The sequence below is a fragment of the Vibrio sp. CB1-14 genome, assembly GCF_040412085.2.
Lineage (GTDB): Bacteria > Pseudomonadota > Gammaproteobacteria > Enterobacterales > Vibrionaceae > Vibrio > Vibrio chaetopteri.
In genome coordinates this window covers 2,078,688-2,105,274 of sequence record NZ_CP115920.1, presented here as the reverse complement: position 1 = coordinate 2,105,274, position 26,587 = coordinate 2,078,688, and the positions used below count along the sequence as shown (strand labels likewise).

The 26,587-nt window shown below is 44.2% G+C and carries 32 protein-coding genes; 28 read left to right on the top strand and 4 right to left on the bottom strand.

Annotated elements, in window-relative coordinates:
• Window positions 1–45: 45 nt before the first annotated feature.
• Complete coding sequence (locus PG915_RS09485) at window positions 46–462, top strand: GFA family protein (protein WP_353496306.1); 417 nt, start codon at window positions 46–48, stop codon at window positions 460–462.
• A 140-nt stretch (window positions 463–602) separates the two neighbouring features.
• Here the strand turns inward: PG915_RS09485 and PG915_RS09480 are convergent, their stop codons facing one another.
• Window positions 603–881 carry a type II toxin-antitoxin system RelE/ParE family toxin gene (locus PG915_RS09480; protein ID WP_353496305.1) on the bottom strand — a complete coding sequence of 93 codons (279 nt, stop codon included), beginning with the start codon at window positions 879–881 and terminating at the stop codon, window positions 603–605.
• 218 nt (window positions 882–1,099) lie between these two features.
• Here PG915_RS09480 and PG915_RS09475 point away from each other — a divergent pair, with 218 nt between their 5' ends.
• From PG915_RS09475 to PG915_RS09385, 19 genes are all read left to right on the top strand, one after another.
• Window positions 1,100–1,486: a VOC family protein gene (locus PG915_RS09475; RefSeq protein WP_353496304.1), complete on the top strand. Its 387-nt coding sequence runs from the start codon at window positions 1,100–1,102 to the stop codon at window positions 1,484–1,486.
• Window positions 1,487–1,537: 51 nt separating this feature from the next.
• Entirely contained in the window at window positions 1,538–2,011 is a 474-nt protein-coding gene (locus tag PG915_RS09470) for a GNAT family N-acetyltransferase (RefSeq protein ID WP_353496303.1), read from the top strand.
• Window positions 2,012–2,080: 69 nt separating this feature from the next.
• Window positions 2,081–2,503 carry a GNAT family N-acetyltransferase gene (locus PG915_RS09465; protein ID WP_353496302.1) on the top strand — a complete coding sequence of 141 codons (423 nt, stop codon included), beginning with the start codon at window positions 2,081–2,083 and terminating at the stop codon, window positions 2,501–2,503.
• Window positions 2,504–2,728: 225 nt separating this feature from the next.
• A complete protein-coding gene (locus PG915_RS09460) occupies window positions 2,729–3,142 on the top strand; it encodes a GNAT family N-acetyltransferase (RefSeq protein WP_353496301.1) in 414 nt (137 codons plus the stop codon).
• A gap of 21 nt (window positions 3,143–3,163) precedes the next feature.
• Window positions 3,164–3,496 (top strand): GNAT family N-acetyltransferase, encoded by a 333-nt coding sequence (locus PG915_RS09455; RefSeq protein ID WP_353496300.1) that lies wholly within the window; start codon window positions 3,164–3,166, stop codon window positions 3,494–3,496.
• A 25-nt stretch (window positions 3,497–3,521) separates the two neighbouring features.
• Window positions 3,522–4,013, top strand: coding sequence for a GNAT family N-acetyltransferase (locus PG915_RS09450; RefSeq protein ID WP_353496299.1), 492 nt, complete (start codon window positions 3,522–3,524; stop codon window positions 4,011–4,013).
• A gap of 123 nt (window positions 4,014–4,136) precedes the next feature.
• The gene (locus PG915_RS09445) at window positions 4,137–4,364 is read left to right on the top strand and encodes a hypothetical protein (RefSeq protein ID WP_353496298.1); all 228 of its coding nucleotides are present in this window, start codon (window positions 4,137–4,139) and stop codon (window positions 4,362–4,364) included.
• A 53-nt stretch (window positions 4,365–4,417) separates the two neighbouring features.
• Window positions 4,418–5,200 carry an aminoglycoside phosphotransferase family protein gene (locus PG915_RS09440; protein ID WP_353498698.1) on the top strand — a complete coding sequence of 261 codons (783 nt, stop codon included), beginning with the start codon at window positions 4,418–4,420 and terminating at the stop codon, window positions 5,198–5,200.
• An 86-nt stretch (window positions 5,201–5,286) separates the two neighbouring features.
• Window positions 5,287–5,529: a hypothetical protein gene (locus PG915_RS09435; RefSeq protein WP_353496297.1), complete on the top strand. Its 243-nt coding sequence runs from the start codon at window positions 5,287–5,289 to the stop codon at window positions 5,527–5,529.
• A gap of 174 nt (window positions 5,530–5,703) precedes the next feature.
• Window positions 5,704–5,943, top strand: coding sequence for a hypothetical protein (locus tag PG915_RS09430; RefSeq protein WP_042499796.1), 240 nt, complete (start codon window positions 5,704–5,706; stop codon window positions 5,941–5,943).
• Between the two features lie 283 nt (window positions 5,944–6,226).
• Window positions 6,227–6,793 (top strand): hypothetical protein, encoded by a 567-nt coding sequence (locus PG915_RS09425; protein ID WP_353496296.1) that lies wholly within the window; start codon window positions 6,227–6,229, stop codon window positions 6,791–6,793.
• Window positions 6,794–7,062: 269 nt separating this feature from the next.
• Window positions 7,063–7,626 carry a pyridoxamine 5'-phosphate oxidase family protein gene (locus PG915_RS09420; protein WP_353496295.1) on the top strand — a complete coding sequence of 188 codons (564 nt, stop codon included), beginning with the start codon at window positions 7,063–7,065 and terminating at the stop codon, window positions 7,624–7,626.
• A gap of 23 nt (window positions 7,627–7,649) precedes the next feature.
• Complete coding sequence (locus tag PG915_RS09415) at window positions 7,650–8,111, top strand: RidA family protein (RefSeq protein ID WP_353496294.1); 462 nt, start codon at window positions 7,650–7,652, stop codon at window positions 8,109–8,111.
• 114 nt (window positions 8,112–8,225) lie between these two features.
• Entirely contained in the window at window positions 8,226–8,639 is a 414-nt protein-coding gene (locus PG915_RS09410) for a GNAT family N-acetyltransferase (RefSeq protein ID WP_353496293.1), read from the top strand.
• 3 nt (window positions 8,640–8,642) lie between these two features.
• A complete protein-coding gene (locus tag PG915_RS09405) occupies window positions 8,643–9,245 on the top strand; it encodes an HAD family hydrolase (RefSeq protein ID WP_353496292.1) in 603 nt (200 codons plus the stop codon).
• 24 nt (window positions 9,246–9,269) lie between these two features.
• Window positions 9,270–9,809, top strand: a complete 540-nt coding sequence (locus tag PG915_RS09400; RefSeq protein WP_353496291.1) for a DinB family protein — start codon at window positions 9,270–9,272, stop codon at window positions 9,807–9,809.
• A complete protein-coding gene (locus PG915_RS09395) occupies window positions 9,806–10,411 on the top strand; it encodes a LysE family translocator (protein WP_353496290.1) in 606 nt (201 codons plus the stop codon). Before PG915_RS09400 ends, PG915_RS09395 begins: the two co-directional genes overlap by 4 nt.
• A gap of 29 nt (window positions 10,412–10,440) precedes the next feature.
• Window positions 10,441–10,995, top strand: coding sequence for a nucleotidyltransferase family protein (locus PG915_RS09390; protein WP_353496289.1), 555 nt, complete (start codon window positions 10,441–10,443; stop codon window positions 10,993–10,995).
• Between the two features lie 69 nt (window positions 10,996–11,064).
• A complete protein-coding gene (locus PG915_RS09385) occupies window positions 11,065–11,214 on the top strand; it encodes a hypothetical protein (protein ID WP_353496288.1) in 150 nt (49 codons plus the stop codon).
• Window positions 11,215–11,242: 28 nt separating this feature from the next.
• On the opposite strand, the gene PG915_RS09380 is transcribed toward PG915_RS09385, so the two are convergent.
• Window positions 11,243–11,716, bottom strand: coding sequence for a peroxiredoxin (locus PG915_RS09380; protein WP_353496287.1), 474 nt, complete (start codon window positions 11,714–11,716; stop codon window positions 11,243–11,245).
• Between the two features lie 247 nt (window positions 11,717–11,963).
• Here PG915_RS09380 and PG915_RS09375 point away from each other — a divergent pair, with 247 nt between their 5' ends.
• Both PG915_RS09375 and PG915_RS09370 read left to right on the top strand, forming a co-directional pair.
• Window positions 11,964–12,302 carry a zinc ribbon domain-containing protein YjdM gene (locus tag PG915_RS09375; protein WP_112460837.1) on the top strand — a complete coding sequence of 113 codons (339 nt, stop codon included), beginning with the start codon at window positions 11,964–11,966 and terminating at the stop codon, window positions 12,300–12,302.
• Window positions 12,303–12,354: 52 nt separating this feature from the next.
• Window positions 12,355–12,888 (top strand): GNAT family N-acetyltransferase, encoded by a 534-nt coding sequence (locus tag PG915_RS09370; protein WP_353496286.1) that lies wholly within the window; start codon window positions 12,355–12,357, stop codon window positions 12,886–12,888.
• Between the two features lie 16 nt (window positions 12,889–12,904).
• On the opposite strand, the gene ggt is transcribed toward PG915_RS09370, so the two are convergent.
• Window positions 12,905–14,662: a gamma-glutamyltransferase gene (gene ggt, locus PG915_RS09365; protein ID WP_353496285.1), complete on the bottom strand. Its 1,758-nt coding sequence runs from the start codon at window positions 14,660–14,662 to the stop codon at window positions 12,905–12,907.
• Between the two features lie 252 nt (window positions 14,663–14,914).
• Between ggt and PG915_RS09360 the strand changes: the two genes are divergently transcribed.
• A complete protein-coding gene (locus PG915_RS09360) occupies window positions 14,915–16,735 on the top strand; it encodes a PhoX family protein (protein ID WP_353498697.1) in 1,821 nt (606 codons plus the stop codon).
• Window positions 16,736–16,832: 97 nt separating this feature from the next.
• On the opposite strand, the gene PG915_RS09355 is transcribed toward PG915_RS09360, so the two are convergent.
• A complete protein-coding gene (locus PG915_RS09355) occupies window positions 16,833–19,343 on the bottom strand; it encodes a hybrid sensor histidine kinase/response regulator (RefSeq protein ID WP_353496284.1) in 2,511 nt (836 codons plus the stop codon).
• A gap of 244 nt (window positions 19,344–19,587) precedes the next feature.
• Here PG915_RS09355 and PG915_RS09350 point away from each other — a divergent pair, with 244 nt between their 5' ends.
• The 5 genes from PG915_RS09350 to phaC all read left to right on the top strand — a co-directional run bounded on the left by PG915_RS09350 (window position 19,588) and on the right by phaC (window position 26,571).
• Entirely contained in the window at window positions 19,588–21,231 is a 1,644-nt protein-coding gene (locus tag PG915_RS09350; RefSeq protein ID WP_353496283.1) for a methyl-accepting chemotaxis protein, read from the top strand.
• 1,024 nt (window positions 21,232–22,255) lie between these two features.
• The gene (locus PG915_RS09345) at window positions 22,256–22,996 is read left to right on the top strand and encodes an SDR family oxidoreductase (RefSeq protein WP_112460850.1); all 741 of its coding nucleotides are present in this window, start codon (window positions 22,256–22,258) and stop codon (window positions 22,994–22,996) included.
• A gap of 18 nt (window positions 22,997–23,014) precedes the next feature.
• Window positions 23,015–24,220 (top strand): acetyl-CoA C-acetyltransferase, encoded by a 1,206-nt coding sequence (locus PG915_RS09340; protein ID WP_353496282.1) that lies wholly within the window; start codon window positions 23,015–23,017, stop codon window positions 24,218–24,220.
• Between the two features lie 78 nt (window positions 24,221–24,298).
• Complete coding sequence (locus PG915_RS09335; RefSeq protein WP_353496281.1) at window positions 24,299–24,646, top strand: phasin family protein; 348 nt, start codon at window positions 24,299–24,301, stop codon at window positions 24,644–24,646.
• Window positions 24,647–24,744: 98 nt separating this feature from the next.
• Window positions 24,745–26,571 (top strand): class I poly(R)-hydroxyalkanoic acid synthase, encoded by a 1,827-nt coding sequence (gene phaC / locus PG915_RS09330; RefSeq protein WP_353496280.1) that lies wholly within the window; start codon window positions 24,745–24,747, stop codon window positions 26,569–26,571.
• The last annotated feature ends 16 nt before the right edge of the window (window positions 26,572–26,587 follow it).

Genomic DNA, 26,587 nt, shown 5'->3' with positions numbered 1-26,587 from the left:
ACTTAACAAGGCGTTAGCTGCCATCCATGTTCAAAGGAGGAACTAATGGATTATCCACTTCAAGGAGCATGTCAGTGCGGACAAGTTACCTATGAATTACATGAAAAACCATTAATGGTCTTTGCTTGTCACTGTACAGAGTGTCAAAAGCTATCTACTAGTCCATTTAGCATAACTGCGGTTGTTGATGTATCTAAAATAGAGTTTTCGGGTCAACTGAGAAGCTGGGAGCGCTTAGCTGATAGTGGTAATCGAAACTGCGCAATGTTTTGTCCAAGCTGTGGAAACAGAATTTATCACTTCAACCCAGATGCACCGGAAACAGTTAAGTTAAAGCTAAAACCAATTGATCTATCTTCAACTGATATTTTCGAACCTCAAGCGCATGTTTGGGTTAGTGAAAAATTGGATTGGTATCAGATACCAAATAATGTAAAGGTCTTTCTCAAGCAGCCGAGCTAGCAGCTAACAAATTGCTCAAGCAGACAGCTAACGTTCGGCGATTTTGGTTTGAATTGGGTTTAGTGATTCCGGTGGCTTAGTTTGAGTGTAGTGGTAGTTAGCTGCTACTTAACAATGCGTTAGTTCCCCAGGGGAAGCAATCAATCCATGGGAAATTTTTGTTTCTGGTGGAGCACGCGCATAATTCGGATAATGTCGCCTTCGATCCAATAGGAGACGACCATCAAAATCTCAGCAATTATATGTAGTCGCCCACGAATACCGTCTCGCTGCACACTCATAAGTGGCTGCTCTAGCGAATTTTCTACTTTTGCTTCGATGAGGTTGTCAGTTTTCTCTGCCGCATCAGGGTTGAAGTCATAGAGAAACTCCAAGATGTTTTCACGATCTTTAAGTGACTCTTCTTCCCACAAAATCATTGCTTACCTCGATATGCGTGTGTTGGAGATGGTCTAATCATTAGTGCGAAAAATCTACTACTGCTTTAGGCGATTTAGTTTGGTAGCGTTTGTTGTATAGCGCGGTTTTTCTTAGAATTTGATCGCAGAAAACAACTATTGGAAGATGTAATGAAAGACCCGGATGCTAAATTTGCTGAGTTAGGTGTTAGCGGTGAAAAATAAAACAAGGAAAGTACATGAATCTAAACCAGGTTACATTAGCCGTTCACGATATAAAGTTGGCGGTCGAGTTTTATAAGAAACTGGGGTTGACTCAAATTGTTGGTAACGATCATTATGCTCGCTTTTCGTTTCCTGATGGCGACGCTACGTTTTCTGTTTATTTAGACACAGAAAAACAAGGCCTAGATTGCCGTGGAGTCGTTTACTTTGAGCATGAAAACCTGCATCAATTGGTCGCTGATCTAAAGGCGGCGGGCATCAAGTTTACACAAGATATCACTATGCAAACTTACCTTTGGGAAGAAGCCGCGTTGACAGATCCATCAGGCAACAAAATTAAGCTGTATTGGGCGGGAGAAAATCGGTTGAACCCACCTTGGAAGCTTGAGGCTAGCGCCTAACTAACACTTAACAAATGGATTGATATTGACCAATTGGTTCTAGGTAGGGAGATGATTGTGATCGTAAGGAGTGCGATTAAGAGTGACGCAAGTACGCTGTTGAGCCTTATCGAGCAAAAAGCGGAGTTTGACCGTGCTATGAAGGGCTTTAGTGGTGAAATCTCTACGACTGTTGAGAAAATTGAACGCACTTTGTTTGGTGATTATCCATTTGCGCACGCTTTATTATTGGAGCAGGACAACGACGTCTTAGGCTTTGCCTTATTCCACTACCGATATTCTTCTTTTAGTGGAGAGCCTTCCATCTGGCTTGATGATCTCTTAGTGGCAGAAAATCAAAGATCAAACGGTCACGGTCATAAGCTAATGTTGGCCTTACAATCTCAAGCAATGTCATCATCTGTTTCCCACATCTCGTGGACTGCTAGTCCCCACAATAACAAAGCCCATGAGTTCTATAAAAGGCTCGGAGCGGAGGTGGAACGTTTGGACGGACAGAGGCCGTACTTTCGTTGGGTAATGTGAGGGTAGCAATCGCAATTGAAGGTAGCGTGTAGAGTTGTTTAAAATGAAAACAAGGGAATCATCTGGCGCATGAAGTACAAAGAGAGAGCGGCCTCTCATGATGACTTTGAGTTTCTTTTTGAACTCAAGAAAGCCGCTGAGTATGACGCGGTGGTTAGAGTCTTTGGTTGGGATGAAACAACTCAGCGCCAATTACACGAACAAGAGTGGAACGAAGCTAAGCCAACAATAATCGAACTTGATGGGAAAAGGATAGGTAGTTATCTATTCGAAGTACAACCTGATGGTTACTACTTCGGCCGTTTCTTCTTGTTGCCCGACTATCAAGGTATGGGTATTGGAAGCGCTGTCATGAAAGCTTGTATTGCGCGATCTCGCTCGAAAACTATCCATCTTTGTTACCTTAAAGGTAATCAAGTACATAGCTTGTATGAGAGATTTGGCTTTACGGTTGTCAACCAAGATGAGCACTTTGTGTATATGCGTAACTAGACCTCTAGGCAAAGAGTAAGAAGTCTATATGGTTCGAGCGTTGCTGTGAAGCTCGTGGCCGATTCATATACCAAGTCCGGTCGACCTTTTAACAACCGGTATTGTTGGGTATGTGAATTTGGTCATGGAAGGCTGATAAAGGTAAGGGCTTATCTAGACTCTGCTTTGATCTCAAGTACGTTGGATGAGCTTTGATTAATCAGGTGCACGAAGAAGCGAGGCGGTATGAACATAGTCCAGTGTGAGCCAGATTCTAAATATTTCTTTGGTGTCGAAAGGCTCTTTAAGGTGCAATGGCCGGACTTTTCCTTCGATAACTATAGCGTTCAGTTACCACAGCCGATAGCTGTCGTAGTCGATAACAAGCCTGTCGCAGGTATTGCTTTTACGCATTATCCACACCCTTTGACTCGTAAGTCGGTGATATGGATAAATGCACTGTATGTCTTACCCGAATTTCGTAAAAAAGGTCTCGCGAAACAACTTGTTGAGCTCGCTACTCAAAAAGTGATGGCGTTGGGACAACCTCAAACTCTGGCATACACAGACATTCCAGAATTCTATCAAGCCATGGAGTGGGTTGAAATTGACGCGAGTTCAGATTCAATCCATAAAATTATGGCTTTCACGATGTCATGAAGATGACGAGCATGGGGAAGTATGGAAGCGCAAATTGTTTCAAAAAATGATTTGAGTAGCATACATGCATTGGTCAAAGAGGTTGCGACCCTTGATGTATTACCTCTCCTCAATACGCAAGGACAGAATGAATTTCTAACACATTTATTTGTCTCTAAACAATCACAGGGAACGGGAGTTGGACACTTTATTTTATCTCACTTGTTGAGCAGCACAGATGTGGCAGAAGTCAGTCTACGTTCTTCAGTCAACGCGATGAGTTTCTATGAGAAGCATGGTTTTGTTGCTACAGGACCTGAGTCAGAATTTAATGGGATCCGATTTGTGCCAATGACTTTGCAAATTGCGCCATAGGTATTGAAAGTATTGGCAGAAAACCATGGGAGAATGGATCGTGGAGCACATAAACCTTAAATTAGCATCCATAGTTGATGCTAGAAACCTGCAAAGCTGCGCACTCGATGCTTTCGAAGAAGATAAACGTAAATACGGGTCTTACCCACCAAACATAGAATCTATTGAATGGAGAGAATCTCAAATCAATGCTGGTAACTTCTTTCTCATCATATGGCAGGAGCAGTTAGTCGGTGGTTTGTGTGCTGAGCTTGATAGTGATGAGCTGGTGGAGATTAAGTATGTGTTTGTGGCATCGAGCTTCCAAGGCAACCAAATCGGTTCATGGGTGATGACAGAGTTGGAAGAGAACTACCTCAATGCTATTGGCTTCAAATTGCTGACACCTGCCAAGTCATACAGAAACCAGCATTTCTATGAAAAACTAGGCTACGTGAAAATCAGTGAAAGTGCAGCCGTTCCAAATAACGAGTTTCGCGCCTTTAAGTATGTCAAAAAGCGAAATCCGATCAAATAACAAGGAGGTTGATATGAGCCAATCAGCGACATGCCTTTGTGGCAAAGTAACCATTACGCTAAAGAACATTAACCCCCAGTTTACGGTTTGTCATCCTCGAATAGCCACTATAAGGAATAGACATTGGCTAAGCATCTAGAAACGACGAAACGGCTCACAATCGAGTTTGTTCGATATTTCGCGGTATCAGTATTGGTGCTTGGTATTAATGGCGAGTTGTTTAACATTGGTCTTAGGGTATGGTCCGAAGGCGAGATGTCGTTTTATAGCGATGGTCTTTGGGGCGTGAGTTTATTTTTAGCTTTTGTCCTAACCTGCTGCGTGATGTTTAACAAGTACTGTCCAGAGTAGCAGCAGTAGATATTTAGTTAACTATCAGATTTATGCAGGGAGCGTTGAACTTGATAGAGGAATTATCCGGTGGCAGAGGTGCTGCCATCTATCGAAAGGAAGATAAAGTCCTGAGGCCGGCTGGCCCTTGGTCGCCAGCGGTTCATACATTACTGAATCATCTAGAACGCGTCGGGTTTTCAGCCGCACCCAAGTCTTTTGGTTTTGACGAAAACGGTAATGAAATTTTGTCGTTTGTGCCAGGCGAAACGACGAACTTCCCTCTTGAGGGTGATATTGCCTTATCTGATGCACTCGCTTCAGCGGCACAACTGTTGCGAGCGTATCATGATGCATCAAGCAGTTTAGTTGAGACCGCAGACGTGAGTACTATGCGTTGGATGCTACCTACGATAGAACCGATAGAGGTTATTTGTCATGGAGACTTTGCGCCATACAACGTTGCCTTGAATGGACCCTCGGTAGTCGGGGTATTTGATTTTGATACCGCGCACCCAGGCTCTAGGATTTGGGACATCGCCTACGCCGTTTATACTTGGGCACCTTTCAAAACTCACAGCGATGATGCATTCGGTGATTTACAGATTCAGATGCAGAGAGCAAAGTTGTTTTGTGATGCCTACAGCTTAGGTGTTGAGTTGAGGCTGTGTTTAGTCGAGGTAATGGTGAATCGAATTCAGGCGTTAGTAGATTTCATGCATACACAAGCAAATCAAGGTAATCAGGCTTTTCTTGAGAATATCAACGACGGTCATCATCTTGCCTACCTTTCAGATATTGCCTATCTGAAAGAGAATGAAAATACTATTGCAAAGACTTTAGTCGCGGATGTGTGATGACTCGTATCGTGGGAAAATTAATATCCTATCCTTAAATCTAGCTGTTAGCGTCAGTACTGAATTGACACTATTTGGGGGGATTCATGGAGTTTAAGTTCTTTACGAAAGATGGCGGATATACCTACTTAGAGACAAGTTCTGAGACCTATAAGCAAGAGGCAAGTCAGTTGATTGAACAGGGGTTTATTGAACAGTCTTTGATCATTAGTGCCGATAGCGCTCAAGAAGCAGAAACGATTTTTAAAGAAGAGCATCAAGGCTTTTTCAAAAAGCTTAACATGTTGTTGGGGCCTTTTATTACTCCTGGCTATCACCGAAGCAAATAGCAAATAGTAGTCAATTCTCCGGCCATATATAACTATCAAATTTGTTAATGGCCGGAGTGTTGACTACTTACTTCACATTGTGGTTACATTTTTGCATAAAATTTATTATTGAGTGTTTTCACAAGTTCTGTGCTTGGTTAGTCTTGGCGAGATAATTAACCAAAGGCGGACTATATGGAAAGCTATTGTAAAAAGTGCAGTCAAGTTACTCAACATAAACAGCATCTTCAAGAGGCAAAAGATAACTATCCCAATACATTCTGGGGTGGGGTAAAGAAGTACGTCGTTGAGACTCTGCTAATAGGTGAAAACACAGATATGGCACTTAAAAAACTGGATGAGCAAGAGCTGGTACTTACGTGTACCTTTTGCGGAAACAAAAAAGTAGAAAATCAAGCGACAGAACTTCAATAGTCGCTATAGAAATAACGACATAGATCTCTTTGAGGTGGCAATACGACTTGCCGCCTCCGTCATAAACAAGATTCGTATAATCCTAGAAGTTTTAATCCTTCCAACTAAAGTCTGTATTGCCCAAGTTCTGATAGTGAGTACGGCATATCTTTGCTCTATTCTAGAGTCACTTCAAAAATCCCCACTTAGTGTAGTTACAACTTGCTTGTCAACTGATTGAATATCCGCATCGCATGAGATACCTCGAAATGGGGTCAAGATATACGGTGAACAAGAAAGAACCATGATACGTTATTTACCAAAACTGCCATCAGGAAGGCAGATAATCGCTCTATTAATCGTGACTAATTTGATCTATGCATTAATGCTGGGCTATACCATACCCACACTAATGGAGTACTCCTCTGGGCTGCCAATATTTGACATGTCACCGATGGGTTACAGTTACGATCAAGCTATGACCTTGTTGGTCGCACTTGGCGGTGAAGGGCGTGCATTCTATTTAACTCAGCTAGCACTGGATATGATCTATCCGGCAATGTTTGCGATGACTTATTACCTTTTGTTTGTCTGGCTTCTTGCGAAATGCGGAATTACCAATGGCGTATGGCAATGGTTGGCAATGTTGCCTGTACTCTCTGCAGTTGCCGACTACCTAGAAAACATCAGTATTTGGTTGATGCTGTCGAGCTATGAAGACGTAACTCCGCTCATGGCCGAGGCCGCGTCAATGTTCACTGTAACCAAGAGCATGCTCGGAATGTTGTACTGGATCTTTTTACTCTCGTTTATGGTTGTTGCGACAGTGCGTTGGGTAAGGCGCAGAAAAGTGTTCTTAAACCAGCAATAATACAAAGGTTAAATAAATTGTGCGCTGAGTAGTTCGACTAACCTTGGGTAAGTCAGCCAATTATGTCCCTATTTAAGATGTCTTCGATTACATGTTGAACCTTCTGCTAACTTCCCGAGGCAGATCAAAATTTAGCCTTATCAAAGGTTACATTTTTTGATTCAACTGGTTGAATACGTGGATATAGAAACCCAAGCTAAACTCGATGATAGTGTCATCAGTTAAGTTGGGGAAAATAGGAATCCGTTTGGCACAGGGAATTAAGATCTATGGGAAAGAAATTTAGTGAGTTAACACAAAAGCACGTTGAGTTTATTGAGTCGCAGAAGATCTATTTTGTGGCAACGGCGGCTGAGAGTGGCACAGTAAATTTGTCGCCAAAGGGAGGTGACTCACTACGAGTCATTAACAACAAACAGATCGCTTGGCTGAATTTAACAGGAAGTGGCAATGAATCTGCCGCTCATGTTCTTCTTAATAGCCGTATGACGCTGATGTTTTGTGCATTCGAAGGAGCCCCTCTAATTTTGAGAACTTACGGGCAAGCAGAAGCGCTTCATATTAATGATGAGCGTTGGAGCGATTACGCGCCGTTATTTCCTCATAGTCATTCTAATAGGCAAATCTTCATTGTTGATATAGATCTTGTTCAGGCATCTTGTGGCATGTCAGTCCCGTACTATCACTATGAGGGTGATCGAGATGACTTGGATAAGTGGGCGGATAGACTCGGCTCTGACGGTATTGAGAATTATTGGCGAAAGAAAAACCAGCAAAGTATTGATGGTTTTGAGTCAGGGATTGTGGAACGAGCTGGTTTAAAGCAAGAGTAGTTTTCGCGTTTAAAGGAGAATTTATGTCTATCGAAAGTCGAATTGCCGAGCTCGAACTTGTTCTACCTACAGCGAGTGATCCTCAGGGTAGCTATTGTAACTGTGTCCGTACTGGCAATCTTTTGTATGTGTCTGGAAAAGGCCCCGTAGCGGGTCTAGATGATGTCCCTAAAGGTAAACTCGGTCGAGAATATACGACTGAGCAAGGATATGAGTTTGCGAAGGTGACAGGACTAGACATACTGGCTGCGGTGAAACTTGAATTGGGTAGCCTTGATAGAGTTGCCAGAGTGGTCAAGCTTCAAGGATTTGTTAATGCCACAGAGACGTTTGAACAACACCCTAAAGTCCTAGATGGCTGTTCGGACTTGATGGCAGAAGTGTTTGGAGATAAAGGGGTTCATGCTCGTTCGGTCTTTGGTGCGCAGTCTTTGAGAGGCAATTTACCAATCATTATTGATTCTATTTTTGAGGTTTACTCTTGAGGGTGCTGTTATTATTGTTTTGAGTCTGAACGGGCATGAAATACAGAAGTTAACATCGACCCAGTAAAATGAAATCTTTCCAGCTTGGCTCAAGCATTAGGTATTGGAACATCTATGAACTATGAAATCGATCTCGACCCTACTGATGCCGACATTAATGAGATACGGCAAGGTCTAGTTGAGCACAACCGACCTTTTTTGGGTGCAGTACGCCATGACAAGGTCGCGTTTTATGTCACTGAGCAGGGGAAGAAGAAGGCCGGAATCACTGCAGAAATCATCGGAGATTGGCTGTCTATTCAATTTCTCTGGGTCGATTCGTCGATTCGCGGTACCGGCATTGGTAGCGAGTTGTTATCGCGTGTCGAATCCCATGCTCAAGAGGTGGGATGTCACTCGGTGTTGCTTGATACCTTTAGTTTTCAAGCAAAAGCGTTCTATGAAAAGCATGGATACCAGTGTCATATGACGTTAGAAAACTACCCATCGAATCACAGTAAGCATTACTTTACTAAACGATTGGTGTGAGCAGTGGCGAATCTAGCACTATTTGATTTTGACGGCACCATTACCACTGAGGATACGTTTACTGCTTTTTTGTTTTACGCATCTTCCAAGTCACGAATTGTCATTGGGCTTAGTATAGTGTGGCCGGTGATCGCTCTTTACAAAATAGGTTGGTTGCCCGCGAGCAAAACGCGCCCCATTTTATCGAAGGTTGCCTATTGGCACCGAAAAGAAAGCGATGTGATTGCCTGTGCTCGCCACTTTAATCATGAGTACTTAAACAAGGTAGTAAGACCTGAAATGGTCGAGAAGATCCGTTGGCATCAGCAGCAAGGTGATGAGGTCATTGTCGTCTCTGCATCGCTAGACCCTTATCTTCGGATTTGGTGTGAACAACAGGGTGTTAAACTCATCTGTAGTCAATTAGAGGTGAGGGGGGCTCGCTATACTGGGCGTTATGTTCAAGGGGATTGCAGCGAAGAGCGTAAGGTGACGTTTCTAAAATCTTCACTCAATATCAGTCAGTTTGGCAAAATTTACGCCTATGGCGATACCCCAGAGGATCTGCCTATGCTGGAGCTTGCCGATGTAAAGTACTACCAGGGGCAAGAGCTTACCCAACAGTGAATTATGTAAGAGCAAGGAGGCTCTATGGATATTGCAGCTAACTTTAGAGTGTTGGCGCTGTACAACCAGCGAATGAATCAGCAACTGATAAAAGTATGCGAAACTCTGAGTAATGAAGAGCTTCACCAAGATCGCGGTGCATTTTTTACGTCGATTATGGCGCATTGGAACCACATATTGTTTGGTGATCTGATCATGTTACAACGCTTGGTCGCCAACCAGTGTGTTGATGTCGCGGAGGATAGGCTAGCCAATCTCCCTACATCCAAATCGATCCACGATACCTTTGTGAAAGATATCGAACATTTAAAATCTTTAAGAAGCACTGTCGATGACATTTATATCGATGTCACTCGTCAGCTTACGCATGAATCTTGCCAACGACTTGTTCGCTACACCACGACAGAAGGCGTACTGATGGAGCGAACAGTCGCTCAGTTTTGCCAGCATATCTTTAATCATCAAACTCATCATAGAGGCCAACTTACCTGTTTATTGAGTCAAATAGGCTTAGATTTTGGTTGTACTGATTTGCCGATGATTGTTCCGGAGACGGTATTATGACACTCGCTTCATCATTCGCTCTTTTTTTAGCTTTGGCACTTTCCGCCGCCATTCCGGGGCCTAGTGTTTTAGCTGTCGTCTCTAGGAGTTTGTCGAGTGGCATGGCACAAGGGGTGCTGGTGGTAGTCGGTGTGATTATCGCGGACATAGTCTTGATTAGTTTGGCGCTACTTGGGCTAACGACATTAGCCTCACTCTTAGGCGAGTTCGCTGCAATTTTGAAGTATATTGGAGCGTCCTACCTAATATGGATGGCATGGAAGGTTTGGCATTCGAATCCTAATACTGAGCAAAGTGGTGCAGAGGGGTCAGGTTCCAGTGTGTTGACAGGCTTAGTGATGACGCTTTCCAACCCCAAAGCCATTTTATTTTACATGGGCTTTCTTCCTGCATTCGTTGATCTTAGTTCGCTAACAATCGTTGATAGTGCCACTATCTATATGCTTTCGATGTTCGCTGTGGGTGGCGTGCTGACATTTTATGCTGGCTTTGCTACCGCAATGCGTGATCAACTGAAAAGTAGGCGCTCAAGTCGCTGTTTGAGTAAACTCTCTAGTGGCATTTTCGCTTCTTGCGGAGTTTTACTTGTGGTGAAACAATAGCGCGCTCCGTCACATGCTAGGACTACTCAATGCAGCAAATACTTGATCTTATTAAGCAAGATCCGATAAGACTGTCGGTATTAGAGCAAGTCCGTAGGCTAGATTTGCCTCAGTGTTATGTCGCCGCTGGATTTTTAAGAAATCTAGTTTGGGATCATTTACATAATAAGCCTGTTGCAACGCCTCTCAATGATATCGACGTTATCTATTTTGACGAACGTGAGTCCAATCCCAACGCTTACCTTGATTATCAGCATCAGCTTTCTACAGCGATGCCGCAACTTGAATGGCAAGTTCGCAACCAAGCTTTAATGCACCAAAGAAACGGTGATGGCCCTTACACAAGCACATTACATGCGATGAGTTTCTGGCCGGAAAAAGAGACGGCAGTAGGCATAAGAAAGCTTGCTGAGAATGAGTTTGAATGTATCGCTGCATTTGGTTTTGAAACGCTTCTCTTTGGCCAGATTACTCACAATCCCAAAAGAGACAGAAGCATTTTTCTGCAACGAGTCGAAGAAAAACAATGGCTGACAAAGTGGTCGCAGCTTAAGGTGATCACAGGCAACATGAATGAAAATTAGTTATTGACCTCAATATAACTTTAGGTTTTACGCTTAGCCCGTATCTAGGGAAACTAAAGAGGGCAGGCTATGCAAAACAACTACGATAAAACACTCGCGATAAAAACGTTTCAAGAAGAGATTCACCGAGAGTACTACAAAGCCCAAGATAGTCGATTTCATTGGCCGAGCTTTTCGGCGGGTGTCTTAATTGCCATGATGGTGAGCATCCCTTGGTAGGAGGCTCACCATCATGTGCATGTTAGGATTAAAGCGCTTTTAGAATAGCCTCGGCGGTGCTGACTTCAAACTGGCTCGGTGCTTCGACATTAAGTTGGGTTACCACACCGTTATCAACAATCATTGCGTAGCGCTGAGAGCGGACTCCACCAAACGAAGCGGTATCCATATCTAGGCCAATGGCTTTGGTGAATGCGCCATCGCCATCAGCGAGCATCATCAGTTCACTGGCATTTTGGGAGTCGCCCCATGCCTTCATCACAAACGCGTCATTAACTGAAACGCAGCAAATTAAATCCACGCCTTTCTCTTTTAATTTATCAGCTAGAACAATAAATCCTGGTAAATGCGCTTCCGAACAGGTTGGTGTAAACGCACCCGGAACGGCAAATAAAACGACTTTCTTATCTTTAAATAGGGTTTCTACTTCATGGTTAACCATGCCATCAGATGTGAGTTCACTTAGCGTCGAGGCGGGTAATGTTTGACCTTGTTGAATCATAACGTGGTTCCTTGTTGTTTGTTCTAACGATAGTTCCCCGCAGGGGCTATATAGAGTACGAAGCTGAATCCAGTGTAGTTCGTCACACCAGACTTGGTACGCGATAACTGTGAAGCGGATCCGGTTCCAATAGAAAATAGCTGTTGGAGCTATTCTTTCTGAGTTGCTTGATAGGGGGAGAAGGTCGACAGGTAACTGGTAATAAGGCAGAATGCCCCGCATTATTTGCTAAAGAATTGATGAAGTTATGTCGTTGCCTCCTTGTCCAAATTGCCAGTCTGAATATGTCTATCAAGACCAAAACCAATTGATTTGTCCTGAATGTGCTCATGAGTGGAATCCTGTAGAGCTTGCAGAGGATAGTGAACTGAACATCAAAGATGCGAACGGCACAAAGCTTGAAGAAGGTGACCGTGTCACGTTAGCCAAAGATTTGAAAGTCAAAGGTAGCTCGCTGGTGTTAAAAATCGGCACCAAAGCGGTGGTAAGGCGTATCGTTGAGGGCAAAGACCATCAGCTGGATTGCAAAGTTGACGGTGCGGGTGAAATGATGATCACCGCTAAGTTCGTTAAAAAAGCCAGCTAAAAAAACGAAGCCAAGGTGCTATTAGCGCTTATTGAGATGTGGAGTAGCAGAAATGGATGTAGAGCGACTCAATACACAGCATTTCGATGCGTTGTTCGATTTTGAACAAGAGAACAAAGCCTGGTTTGAACAGTTTGTTCCAGCAAGGCCTGCTAGCTACTCTAATTTCGTTTCGTTCTGTCAGGCTCAGCAAGGACTACTTGACGAACATGAGCAGGAAACCAGTCTATTTTTTGTTGTTGTTGACTCGGACAAAATTATTGCGCGGATAAATGCGACCCAACTGACTGCAGGGGAGTCCACTCATAGAGCGTGCGCTTCTAGAGAGTGTGAGTTAGGCTATCGAGTAGCGGAAGACTACCAACAACAAGGCGTCGCTTCTTTTGCGGTTGCTAGAGTGATGCAACTTCTTCATAAAGATTACGGTGTGCAGCTTGTCTATGCGAAAGCCGCGACTAACAATCCTGCGTCGGCACGAGTATTAGAAAAGTCAGGTTTCAACAGAGTCTCGGAACGAACTGAACCAGTGCGAGTCAATGGTAGAACATTGCATCTAGCTCAGTTCGAATGCTTGTTAACGCCTTAACATAACGCTCAATACATCATTTCCCGACAGCGATACCTTCTCTTCGCGGATCGGCCGCTCCCTCAAGCCCCTCAGAAGTAATCCTAATCGCGTGCAAACCTGAGTTGAGTTCACGAGCTTTAACTTTAAAGCCCATCTTCTCAAACTGCTGTGCGTACTCTGCCAGCGGTGTATTGACTTCAATATCCATTTCACCAAATCGATTGATCATTCTCGGTTGATCTATCGCTTGTTGAATAGTCATCCCCCAATCTAAATGCGCTATCAGAGTTTGAGCGACATAGCCTATGATGCGGCTTCCGCCCGGTGAGCCAATGGCCATGTAAGGCTTTCCTTGCTCCATGACAATAGTGGGTGCCATTGATGAGCGAGGTCGTTTGTTAGGCTCTACGCGATTGGCAACGGGTTTGCCGTTGCTTTCGGCCACGAATGAAAAATCGGTAAGTTCATTGTTGAGCAGAAAGCCGCTAGCCATGACTCGTGAACCAAACACATTCTCGATGGAAGATGTTATCGATACTACATTGCCTTCGCTATCGACCACATTAAAGTGAGTCGTTGAAGGTAGCTCAAGACTTTGATCGGCCGAAAGGCTGCTTGTATTAACAGAAGGTGGAGTACCGGCTGCCACTGATCCCAACGCACGGTTTGGTGTAATGAGTTCGCTGCGTGAGCGCATATAGTTGGAATCAAGTAAGCCCGCTACAGGCACATCAACAAAATCGCTGTCCGCCATAAATAAACCACGGTCAGCAAAGGCGAGCCTTGAAGCGTCGGCTAAAATCTGCCAACTCACCGGGTTGTCACTGCCGAGTCTATCGAGCTTATGTGGTTCGGTGAGCATCATAATTTGTCCGAGTGTCAATGCGCCACTACTCGGTGGACCCATTCCACAAATATCGAACTGTTTATAAGGTGCACAGACTGCGCTGCGCTCAGCAACTTGATAGCGAGTTAGATCGTCGTGCGTTAACAGCCCAGGATTGGTCTTCGACTGACTTTTAACAGCATTAATCATAGATTCGGCCACGGCGCCTTTGTAGAAGCCATCACTACCTTTAGCCGCCATGAGTCGCAGAGTTTCTGCATATTGTGGGTTCTTGAGTAGCGTGCCTTCCATTTTCGGTGAGCCGTCACTTTGCAAGAAATAGCGAGCAGTATCAGGATGCTTGCCAAGAAAGGTAACATCATTTGCTATCAGTTTGGCGAGTCGGGCACTAATCACGAAGCCTTGTTCTGCTTGCTCTGCAATAGGTTCGATGATTTGGTTCCAATCCAACTTACCGTATTTCTGATGTACGTCCCAGAGTAGTTTTACGGTGCCAGGCGTGCCCACCGATCGACCACCAACGACGGCGTCAAAAAAGCCCATCGGTTTGCCATCTTCGCCAATAAATAGATCGCCATCGACGGCAGCTGGCGCCGTTTCTCGGCCATCATAAGTAGTTAGCTTTGATTGTTTGCTATCCCAATACACCAAAAAAGACCCGCCACCAATGCCGCTCGATTGAGGCTCAACAAGCCCGAGCATAAGTTGAATGGCGACCATCGCATCAATGGCGTTGCCACCTTGTTCAAGCACCTTAGCACCTGCATTAGTTGCTGTGGGGTTCGCGGCTGTCACCATCCAATCTTGACTGACGACGAGTGATTTCTTGTCTAAACCAGTGGCGATTTCTGGAGCAAATGCATCTGTGGCTTGAGAATTTGCGAAAGCCGAGAGGGAAGTAAATAAGGTCACAAGGGGGACAAGCCGCTTTAGCTGATGCGCCATAAACTATCCTTATAGATGTGGAATTTTGACTGAATGCTTAAGGTATAAAAATACGTTACTGACATCTATTTGCCAACGAAATGTAACGCGTTTGTCATGACTCTGGATCATTATTGTGCGTAAATTATTACAGTAACTGACCAGTTACGAAGTTTAGTATAAAAGGAAGTCAACGTGAGCCAATTTAATTACGACGATGATCAGCGTCCACTCGATCAAGAACCAGAATTTAATAAGTTTGTCGATGCAGCGATGTCGCGCCGAGGTTTTCTAAAAGGGACTGGAGCGGCTACCACCGTTGGTTTTTTTGCTGCTACGCCTTTAAGTCAAGCGGTAGCAAGTGTAAAACCAGCGTCGTCTGCTTTGATGGGTTTTGATGCTATTCCGATTTCAACTTCAGACGCTGTCACGGTTCCAGAAGGTTACCAAGCGAACGTGCTTATTTCATGGGGAGATGCGATTAAAAATGGCGCGCCTGCATTCAGTCAGAACAATGACTCCAAAGCACAAGAAATGCAGTTTGGTGACAACAATGATGGCATGACATTTTTCTTAATTGATAATGATCGCGCAGTGTTGGTGGTCAATAACGAGTACACCAATAACGAATATTTGTATCCTCACCAAGGTAAAAGTATTACTGCCGATGATGCTCGCAAAGCGCAAGCAGCACACGGCGTATCTGTCATTGAACTTAAAAAGAACTTTGGTCAGTGGCAAGTAAACCTAGACGGGCGTCTTAACCGACGCGTGACCGCGTATACTGAGATGGAAATGACAGGCGTTGCCGCGGGTCATGACTTACTAAAGACAAGCGCAGACAAATCAGGCAAGAAGATTCTAGGTACATTTAACAACTGTGCGAATGGCCAAACGCCATGGGGTACATACCTTACTTGTGAAGAAAACTTCAATGGTTATTTTGCCGATACTAAAGGCACGGAGCTTGGTGAAAGCTATGCACGTTATGGGCTAAACACGAAAGATCGTGGTTACGATTGGTACAAGCACGATGCTCGTTTTGACATGGGCAAAGAGCCAAATGAACCTCACCGTCACGGTTGGGTTGTTGAAATTGATCCGATGAATCCTAATTCAACACCGAAAAAACGCAGTGCACTAGGCCGATTTAAGCATGAAAATGCGGCGCTAACTGTCAACGGTGATGGCCATGTTGTGGTGTATCTGGGTGATGATGAACGCGGCGAGCACCTATACAAGTTCGTTTCTAAGAATAAGTATGTTGAAGGTGCAGAATCGAATCGTGACCTATTGGAAGAGGGCACATTGTATGTTGCTAAGTTTGAAGGCACGCAAGGTGAACTCAAAGGTAAAGGTCAGTGGCTTGAACTGACTTGGGGCAAAAATGGCTTAACGCCAGAGAATGGCTTTCCGGATGCGGCGTCAGTAATGGTTTTTGCTCGTATGGCTGCAACGCAAGTCGGTGCGACGACAATGGATCGCCCAGAGTGGGTAACCGTCCACCCTGACAATCTGTCAGTGTTCTGTACACTTACCAACAACAAATATCGTGGTGTTAAAGAGTCGCAGCCGATCAATGCGGTTAACCCGCGAGAAAAAAATCCTTATGGGCATATTGTCCGCTGGAACCCTACAGCAGGGAATCATACGTCAGATACCTTTGAGTGGGACATTTATGTGATTGCGGGTAATCCAGAAGTCCACAAGTCTGGCTTGATGGCAGGCACGGACAACATCAACAAAGACAACATGTTTAACAGCCCAGACGGCATTGGTTTTGATAAATCAGGTCGTTTGTGGATACAAACAGATGGTAAGTACTCAAACAAAGGTGACTTTGCAGGTATGGGTAACAACCAAATGTTGTGTAGCGATCCAGCGACGGGCGAAATCCGCCGTTTCTTAACCGGGCCTATTGCGTGTGAGATCACTGGCTTGACCTTCTCGCCCGACTACAAAACCATGTTTGTTGGCGTTCAGCACCCAGGTGAAGATCTAGCGCCTTCGCATTTCCCTGAAGGTGGGAATGCAGTGCCGCGTTCATCGGTGGTGATGATTACACGTAAAGATGGTGGCGTGATTGGTGCATAGTGACCTACTAGTAAACGGCAAGGGAGGCGATGTTCGCCTCCCTTTTTAGTTTTAACGATTGTGCCTACTTTAGGTATTCAAGCATCTTAATTAAGTTTTAAGAGGCTTGAATACGAGCATCGAGCTTTTCCATAAGGATATCGCGCTTAAATGGTTTAGGCAGATAGTCATCCATACCACTGTCGTAACATCGTTTAATGTCATCGTCGAGTACGGATGCGGTCAGTGCGATGATGTGAGTCTGTTTAATTCCCTCACTCTTTTCATAATCTCGAATGGCTTTCGTTGCTTCAAAACCGTCCAGTACAGGCATCATGCAGTCCATAAGGATAAGGCCAATAGAGTCGTGTTGATGCTGATAAATATCGACGGCTTCTTGTCCATTATTAGCAATGACAAAGTCAATAGACAACTTCTTTAAATTAAGGCTGACAATTTGCTGATTCACCTTATTATCTTCAACCACCAAAATTTTGAAGTGGCGTCTGTTTAGCTCTTCATTGTTTTCTGTTGATGTGTCAGCCGCTGAAGTGTTCTCACTCTCGGCGGCGGTAGTAACAACGGTTGTACTACAATCATCAGCGTTGTCGCTGGTACATTTGTTAGAACTAACGTTTTCCCTGGAGTCGGCTGCAATCTGTCGAAGCGTGTTCATCATCCTTTTGCCGAAAAGCGGGACGGTCAGGTAGCCATCGACGTTGATATCTGAGTTTTCTTGCCCTTGCTTATTATCACGCAGCAACACTAAACGACAAGGGGCACCTGCTTTTTGTAGCCCAGCAAGATGTTGTGCGTCATCTGAAATAATGATGGTTGTTGTGCTGAGATGGAAGAGTTCGTCGCGTACATCGGAGAGTTGAATTAAGTTACAACCAAAGCGTTGTAACTCGTTAGTAAGTAAGGAACTCGGCTTTTGAGAAATATAGGCGATGCTCAAACTATCTTCGTTTTTAACTTCATGGTCATCACGCTTGAAAGTCAATGTGAAACTAAACTGGCTACCAGAACCTTTCTTAGATTGAAGCTCAATCTCGCCGCCCATCATCTCAACCATTTTTGCACAGATGGCGAGACCCAGACCGGTTCCACCATAGTGCTTAGACGTATCTGCATCTTCTTGCTTGAACTCTTCGAATACGTGGCGCTGCTTTTCTAGGTCAATACCAATGCCAGTGTCTTTGACGCTAAAACCGATGGAGACCTCAGTGTCACTGGATTGAATGGCTTTTAACGCAAAGGAGATGCTCCCAGTATCGGTAAACTTGATTGCGTTGGATGCCAGATTCATCAGGGTCTGACGCACCTTTTGCTCATCCGCTTGAACGTAATCAGGCACGTCTGGGTCTATGTCGATAATGATATCCAGTGACTTTTTCTGCGCTTTGGGAGCTATAAGAGCGGCAGTATCATAAATAGTTTCTTTGATGGCTGTGGTGTGAGGGCAAACCTCAAGGTGCCCAGATTCAATTTTGGATAGATCGAGAATGTCATTAATCAACATCAACAGAGTTTGTGAAGACGCGTTAATGGTCTCTAGGTAGTCCTTTTGGCTAGCGGATAACTTAGTATCAGAAAGTATCTCTGTCATTCCCAATATGCCGTTAAGCGGAGTACGAATTTCATGGGACATATTGGCAAGAAAGGCGCTCTTCGCCTTGCTAGCTTGCGCTTCGTCCTTACGTGCTTGGATGAGTTGCTTCTCAAGTGCAGTCACTCGCTGCGTAACACTAAGAAGGACTAAGATTATAGCGGTGACCAAAGCAATCGCCGACAGGATGCGATAGGATTCATAGTCGCTGAGCTTGGCCGTAATTAATGGCGGTAAATCATTAAACAAGCTATTGAGTGATTGCTCCAACTGGTGGATGGTGGCTCTTAGTTTGCCAAGTTCGCCTTGCTGATGTGTGTAGCCAAACTCTTCATAGGCACTTTGCAACGCGTAAAAGGCAAGTCGGAATTCTTGAAATTGGCTAAAGGTTTCAAAGTCTAGCTGCTCTTGAGTAATCGCTTGCTGAAGCTGTGCGAGATTGCGATCGATGCGCGGTAAAATGCTAGGGTCAAGATCGCTGAAGAACTGATACATAAGGTCTTTAGTGACAAGTGCTATCTGGTCGACGTTATTTGAATTGGCGCGAATGAGCGCGTGTTCGAGCGCAAGAACCTTATCTTTAAAATGCGTAATCAGACCTTGTCCTTGGTCTGCGCCATGAATGACTACCACTAACTCTCCGAGTATGAAAAATCGTTGGGTATACGCGTCTACATTGGCGAGTGCTTGTTGTCCGTTGTAATCAATGTTGATGCCAGATTCCATCACTCCTGTATTGATTTGTCCAATTTGGGACAGAATGCTTTGGTACTCAGACTCCATTTTTTCGACATATTGATTTTCAACTCGCGCAATAAAGTCCTTCTCATGACGGCGCATCATAAGCATTGAGTTTGCCGCTTTTAGTACATCTTTTTGGAGCTCGATGAGTTGCTGTTTGGTTTGATCAAATGAGCGTTCGATGTAGAAGAAAATTGCGAGCAGCACCATAATGGCGCAACCACCTGATATTAGAATCTTTCGTAGGGATTGAGAGGTGTCTGAACGACGGTCTGGCATAACCCAACATCCTTGTAATAACCGCAAACAGGTTTCAGTTTAGCGCATTGTAGGGTGTAACGAAAATGAAACATTCAATGAGAGCTATTTATAAATCAGACGGTTAGTTGTCGGATTATCCTTATGTTTTCATAAATAAGTGCGACTAATCTAACATAGGGCACGCTATGTTCTAAAGGTCGTCAATTATTAGGCGATAACAGAGAAATAAAAATAAAGTTAAGTCTAATAATTGGAGTAATGTATGCAATGGTTTGATAATACCAGCCTAAGGCTAAAAATGCTGTTGCCCGTGCTGTTAATGGCGGTGATATTCAGTGGTCTCGCAGTTTACAACGTGTTGTTGTTTAACAAGCAAGCCGCAATAAATGATCAGCTCAACGACCAGATCACCCCAGTCATGAACTCGTTAGAAGATGCTTATCGTGACTACTACCAAGTTGTGGGCGCAAGTTATGCGATGCTAGTAGCTAATGGCGACCCTGTTGAGTTTGATAAGCAAAAGTTCGAATTTGAAGATAATGCTTACAACGCAGTGCCAAGGGTTGAAATTGTTCAGCAGCTTATCGATCAAGGTATTCTTGATTCACGTTTCCAGCCGTACTTGGACACGCTGCTGAGCAACACTAGGCAGTTTGTTGCCGGCTATGAAGCGATGTTTGCTGATCATGAGCAGTCTATGGCAGCTTTCTCTCAAGATAAAGGTCGATTGGTAGACTTGTTCACGACTATGCGAAGTGACTTGAAAGTCATTCTTGATGAAATGGAGAGGCTCCAAGATCAAGCTCGCGTTGATAGCGATAAAGCGGTCAAAGAAGCTGAATTTGCTATTGAAGTGGGTACACTAGTGGCGATTGTGATTGCACTGGCACTGGCCGCTTGGGTGACGCGTTTGATCGTGAGCCCAATCCAGCGTCTTGAGCAATCAATGGCTGATATAGCCTCAGGCGAAGGCGACCTGACACGTCGTGTTGATGTGACTTCCTTTGATGAAATCGGCCGATTGGGTCAGTCATTTAACCTGTTTGTAGGCAAAATTCAAACTACCGTGACGGAGGTCATTGAGTCTACCTCGCAAGTCAGACAACAAACTCAAGATTTAATTAAGCTAGCGTCTGAAATCACCGAATCTTCTCAATCTCAGCAGCAAGAAAGTGACATGGTGGCGACTGCCATTAACGAAATGCGTGTGACCAGTGAGAACGTCAGTCAAAATGCTCAAGAAGCCGCACAGGCGACGGACAGAAGCTCTGAAGAAGCCGCTGTGGCGAATCAGGGTATAGGTGATACGGTAACTTCTATTCAAGGGCTAGCAACAGAAATTTCTGCTGCTGAAGAAAGTGTTCAACGACTGAATCAAGATGTGACCAATATTGTCTCTGTGCTTGATGTTATCCGTGGTATTGCCGAACAAACCAACTTGCTTGCGCTTAACGCTGCAATTGAGGCCGCACGTGCAGGTGAACAGGGACGTGGGTTTGCGGTAGTAGCTGACGAAGTTCGCTCTTTGGCGAGTAAAACTCAAGAAAGTACCGGTGATATTCAAACTATGATTGAGCGGCTTCAAGAAGGTACCAGCGTTGTGGTTCATGCCATGGAATCCAGCCGTTCAACGAGCGAGAAAACAATTTCATTGGTACAAAGCGCGTCGACTGCTCTAGGCGAGATCTCAAGCTCTGTCGGCATTATCAACGAGATGAACACGCACATTGCCACGGCGGCATCGCAACAAACTTCGGTAAGTGGTGAGCTAAACGCGAGTATTCAAAAAATCGCTGAAGACAGCCATAAAATGGCAGAGATTATTAAGCGTGCGGAAGCGTCTTGCGTTGGCCTTGAGCAGCGTTGCCAGAGTTTGGATGATGTGGTGGGGCAGTTTAGGGTTTAGAAAGGACGTATTGGGACGTTTAATTGAAACATAGGGCGATGCGTAGCGAGCCAAGTAGTTCTCCCCCTTTATAAGGGGGAGCTAGAGGGGGTGCTCTTATGCTCTTTTTCCTTTTTTATTAGTGGTTTAAGAGAAAAGTAGCATCCCTCCCATAAACCATGTCGGTACTAGAAGACGGGTGCTACACGGCCTTTATGTCTCACGTGACGGCATTCAACAGCAAGATCAAAAGAAATGGTTGCTACCGCATACAGCACTAAGACTCAATCAAGCTCAAATGCGTTTGTTGGACATTTAGTGACCATCGGTCACAACTACTATCTGTGGTTCTCCAAAAGAATTGGTTATCTACCTTGACGTGTAGATGGCCAATCTCTGTACATATTTGTAATTGCGACTATCCTCTAAAGTTTCCTCTCTGATTGACCTTGCCTTTTGTGGGTGAATTTGCTCACGTTATTTTGCAAAGCACCACAATGAGACGTATTGCGACTTGTTATGGGGTGGGTGTTGTTTTTATGTTAACTAATGTTGCGATTGTGTGATGTATTAAATTATTGGCTCTATTTTAATACTGTGGCATTTCAGGGAGTTAATAAAATTAACTGATAGTTAGCATTCAAAAATACGCTATTATGTTGATACTTAATTCACAAGTGAGTGCACTTTTTTAGTGCGCATTTGATTGTTAGAATTTATTTATAGAAGTGTCGATTAAATAAATTAATTCGCCAAATCAGTGGGTTGCGTTGTTGTGGATGATTTTAATGTTTGTTTACATTGTTTGTTGTCAGTTACATTATCATTTGTGATGGCGATCAACTTTATGGCGTGTTACTTAAATATTCGATGGTGAAATATTAAGATTCCTTTAAATTTATATTTAAAACTTAAATCGTAATAAAAGCTATGTAATTTCAATAATAAAAGTCAGCTCAGCTAAGTAAAAAAGCGTACTAAGTCGTCTTATTTATAATTTTAAAAAAATAGCTAATAAAGCTAGTTGCTAGGAATGGAGTCACCAATGAAAAAGCTCGCAATAATTACGGGATCAAAAGGCGGAATTGGTTCTGCTATCTCTTCGAAACTTGTTCAGCAAGATTATCGTCTCATTGCAACGTACAGCACAGGGAACTATGAGTGTGCTAAGCGCTGGTTTGATGAAAAAGGCTTTACAGAAGATCAGGTTCGTTTGTTCGAACTCGATGTGACGAATACCGAGGAGTGCAAGGAAAAACTAGGATTGCTGCAACAAGAAGAAGGTACTTTTGACCTTGTTGTAAACAATGCCGGTATTACTCGCGATGGCCAGTTCAAAAAAATGACCTCAGACAGCTGGTTTGATGTCATCAATACCAACCTAAATAGCGTGTTTAACGTTACACAACCTCTCTTTGCGGCCATGTGCGAAAAAGGTAATGGTCGTGTCATTAACATTTCATCTGTCAACGGACAAAAAGGTCAGTTTGGTCAGACCAACTATGCCGCAGCGAAAGCGGGCATGATTGGTTTTACTAAAGCTTTGGCTGCGGAAGGTGCTCGTTCTGGTGTGACCGCGAATGTTGTGGCTCCTGGTTATACAGGTACTCCTATGGTTGAAGCTATGCGTGAAGAAGTATTGGATTCAATTAAGAGTACTATTCCATTAAAGCGTTTAGCTAAACCAGAAGAAATTGCCGCATCAGTTGCTTATTTGGCAAGTGAAGAAGCGGGTTATATTACGGGTGAAACAATCGCTATTAATGGCGGCTTATACATGGCGTAAGGCTAATAAGGGATAACAATGGAAAAAGTATTTATAGTTGCAGCAAAACGAACTGCAATTGGTAGTTTTGGCGGTACCCTTAAAAATATATCAGCAGGTGACTTAGCGGCGGCGGCAATAAAAGGCGCACTGGAGTCAACCGCGATATCAGTCGAAGACATTGATGAAGTTATTGTTGGTAATGTGGTCAGTGCAAATCAAGGAATGGGCATTGGTCGTCAAGCTTCAATTAAAGCAGGTATTCCGGCACAAGTTCCAGCTTATACGTTAAATATGGTGTGCGGCAGTGGAATGAAAACCTTAATGGATGCTGCTTCTCATATTAAAGCTGGTGAAGCCGATGTGGTTGTTGCGGCGGGTGTTGAAGTGATGTCACAAATACCTTTTGCGATGCCGCCGACAGCGCGCAGTGGTCACAAAATGGGTGACATGACTGCAAAAGACCTGTTGGTCTCGGATGGTTTGACGGATGTTTTCAATGCTTATCACATGGGTGTGACGGCAGAGAACATCGCAAAGCAAGTCGATATATCACGCGATGATCAAGACGCTTATGCGCTAAGCAGTCAGCAAAAAGCAGTCGCAGCTATCGAAGCGGGTAAGTTTGAACAAGAGATTGTCCCTGTAGAAGTCAAAGTCCGTCGTAATGTGGTTGAGTTTGCTACGGATGAGTATCCAAAATTGGATGCAACAATGGAAGGTCTTGCCAAGCTAAGACCTGCATTTGACCGTGAAGGGTCAGTGACCGCTGGTAATGCATCTGGGATCAATGATGGTGCAAGTGCTCTGGTTGTAGCGTCAGAATCTGCGGTAAATCGTTTGGGTTTGACACCACTTTGCGAACTGCTGGCGAGTGCTCAAACAGGTCTAGATCCTCAAGTGATGGGCTTAGGTCCGGTGCAAGCGGTGACCAGTGCATTAGCCAAAGCTGAGCTGACAATTTCTGATGTGAATGTGTTTGAGCTAAACGAAGCATTTGCGGCACAAGCCCTTGGTGTTATTCGTAACTTAGCCTCTGAACACGGCGTTTGTGCAGAGTCAATTTTGCAACGTGCAAACCCAAATGGGGGCGCGATTGCGTTAGGGCATCCTCTGGGTGCTTCAGGTAACCGCATCATCGTGACTTTGATTCACGAGATGCTACGAGAAAATAAAGATCTAGGTGTCGCCTCTTTATGTATTGGTGGTGGCATGGGAACTGCAGTCGTTGTTAAGCGCTGTTAATTGTGTTGTCGGAAGCCCAACTAACTGGGATAGATTTGATCTAGAAACTGGAATGTATATTTCTTAGGAGAAATGATTATGTACACGGATATTTTCAAAGTAATCAACGAGCAGTCTGAAAAAACGTTTGAACCTTACGCAAAGTTCAACAAGCTCATGACAAAAAATGTTGAAACACTCACTGAACTTCAACTAAATGCTATGCGTGCATACAGCGAGTTGGGTGTTAGCCAAATGAAAGCGGCAACAGAAATTAAAGATGTTTCATCTCTGGCGGTTTTCAACAGCCAGCAACTGAACACGATGTCTCGTCTGTCACAACAAATGATGGATGACAGCAACAAGCTTCAGCAAGTAGCAAAAGAGTTCAAAGAAGACCTAGAAACTATCACTACTGACGCTGTTAAAGCGAGCACACCGGCTTAATATCAGTTTTAGGTAGATTCAGTACCTATATAGATAGAGGGTTGCGGGGGCACTCGTTCCCGCAACCTTTTTTTGTTTCCAAGAAAAGGGTTTTAGCTATGTTCCAAAACTTCTTTTCGGACTACCTTGTGAAACTGCAGGAGAGCAACCAGCAATGGTGGAAAGACTTCGAGCAAGGCAAGGCAGCCGTAAATAGCCCTCTGACAAAAGCGATGCAGGAACTCAATGCTGAGGACACTGCAGAGTTTATGGACAAGGCATCCAAGCAACCCGCCGCTATGTTGGATATGCAAACCAAGTGGTGGATGCAGCAACTCGAAATATGGCAGCGTGTCGCGCTGCAATCCAGTAAAGAACAAGTTGTTGACGTTGAAAAAGGCGATCGTCGATTCCAAGACGACGCGTGGAAAGAAGAAGCGTTTTACAACTTCATCAAACAGTCTTACGTTTTATTCAGTAAAACGTACCTCGACACTATCAACTCCGTTGAAGGTGTGGACGAGAAAATCAAAGAGCGTCTCACGTTCTTCTCCCGTCAAACTTTAAACGCACTATCGCCAACCAACTTTATCGCAACCAACCCAGAGCTTCTAAAGCTTACGCTTGAGCAAAACGGTGAAAACTTGCTTGCAGGTTTACAGCAGTTTCAGGAGGACATGGAAGCGAGCGCGGATGTACTGAAAATTCGCATGACGAATACAGAAGCGTTCCAGGTTGGTGAGCATGTCGCGAACACGTCTGGAGATGTGGTATTTAAAAATGAGTTGTTTGAGCTTATTCAATACCGCCCGCTGACTGAAAAGGTGAATGCAACACCGCTACTGATCGTTCCGCCGTTCATTAATAAGTATTACATCCTCGATCTTCGTGAGAAAAACTCGATGGTGAAATGGCTTCTAGAGCAAGGTCATTCGGTGTTTATGATGTCTTGGCGAAACCCTGGTCCATCACAAGCTAAAGTAGAATTTGGCGACTATGTGACGGAAGGGGTTGTCAAAGCGGTAGCGGCGATTGAGTCGATTACAGGTAAAGATCAGATCAATGCTGCGGGCTACTGTATTGGTGGCACGGTGTTGGCGTCTACCGTGGCTTACTATGCCGCTAAACGTATGAAGAAGCGCATTGTATCAGCGTCTTTCTTTACGACGTTACTAGACTTCAGCCAGCCTGGTGAAGTCGGTGCCTACATCAACGATACTATTATTCGTGCGATAGAACTTCAGAATAATTCTCTGGGTTACATGGACGGCCGCTCATTGAGTGTGACCTTCAGTCTACTGCGTGAGAACAGTTTGTACTGGAATTACTACGTTGATAACTATCTCAAGGGAAATAGCCCAGTCGATTTTGATTTGTTGTACTGGAACAGTGATAGTACGAACGTTGCTGCAGCTACGCACAACTTCTTACTACGCCAGCTGTACTTAGAGAATAAGTTGATTGCAGACAAAGGGGTTAAAATTGGCGGTGTTTGGATTGACCTAGATAAGATTCGTATTCCAAGCTATTTCATCTCTACAAAAGAAGACCATATTGCTCTGTGGCAAGGCACGTATCGCGGTGCTTTGAAAATGGGTGGCAACAAGACTTTTGTGCTTGGTGAGTCAGGGCATATCGCCGGTATCGTTAATCATCCCAAAAAAGAGAAGTATGGCTTTTGGACAAACTCAACGCTGGATGAGTCAGCGGAAGAGTGGATTAATAATGCCGATCATCACAAAGGGTCTTGGTGGTTACACTGGAATGAGTGGCTTGCTCAATACATTCCAGAAGAACAAGTTGACCCATTCCCAGTAGGCAATGATGACTATCCAGTTCTGGGTGCGGCACCAGGTGAGTACGTTGCTCAAACCCTGCCAATCATCGAGTCCATTGATGTGAATGAGCAAACCGAGTCAGGTGCATCTGAATCTCAAACAGCGTAAATCATTAAGGGTCCAT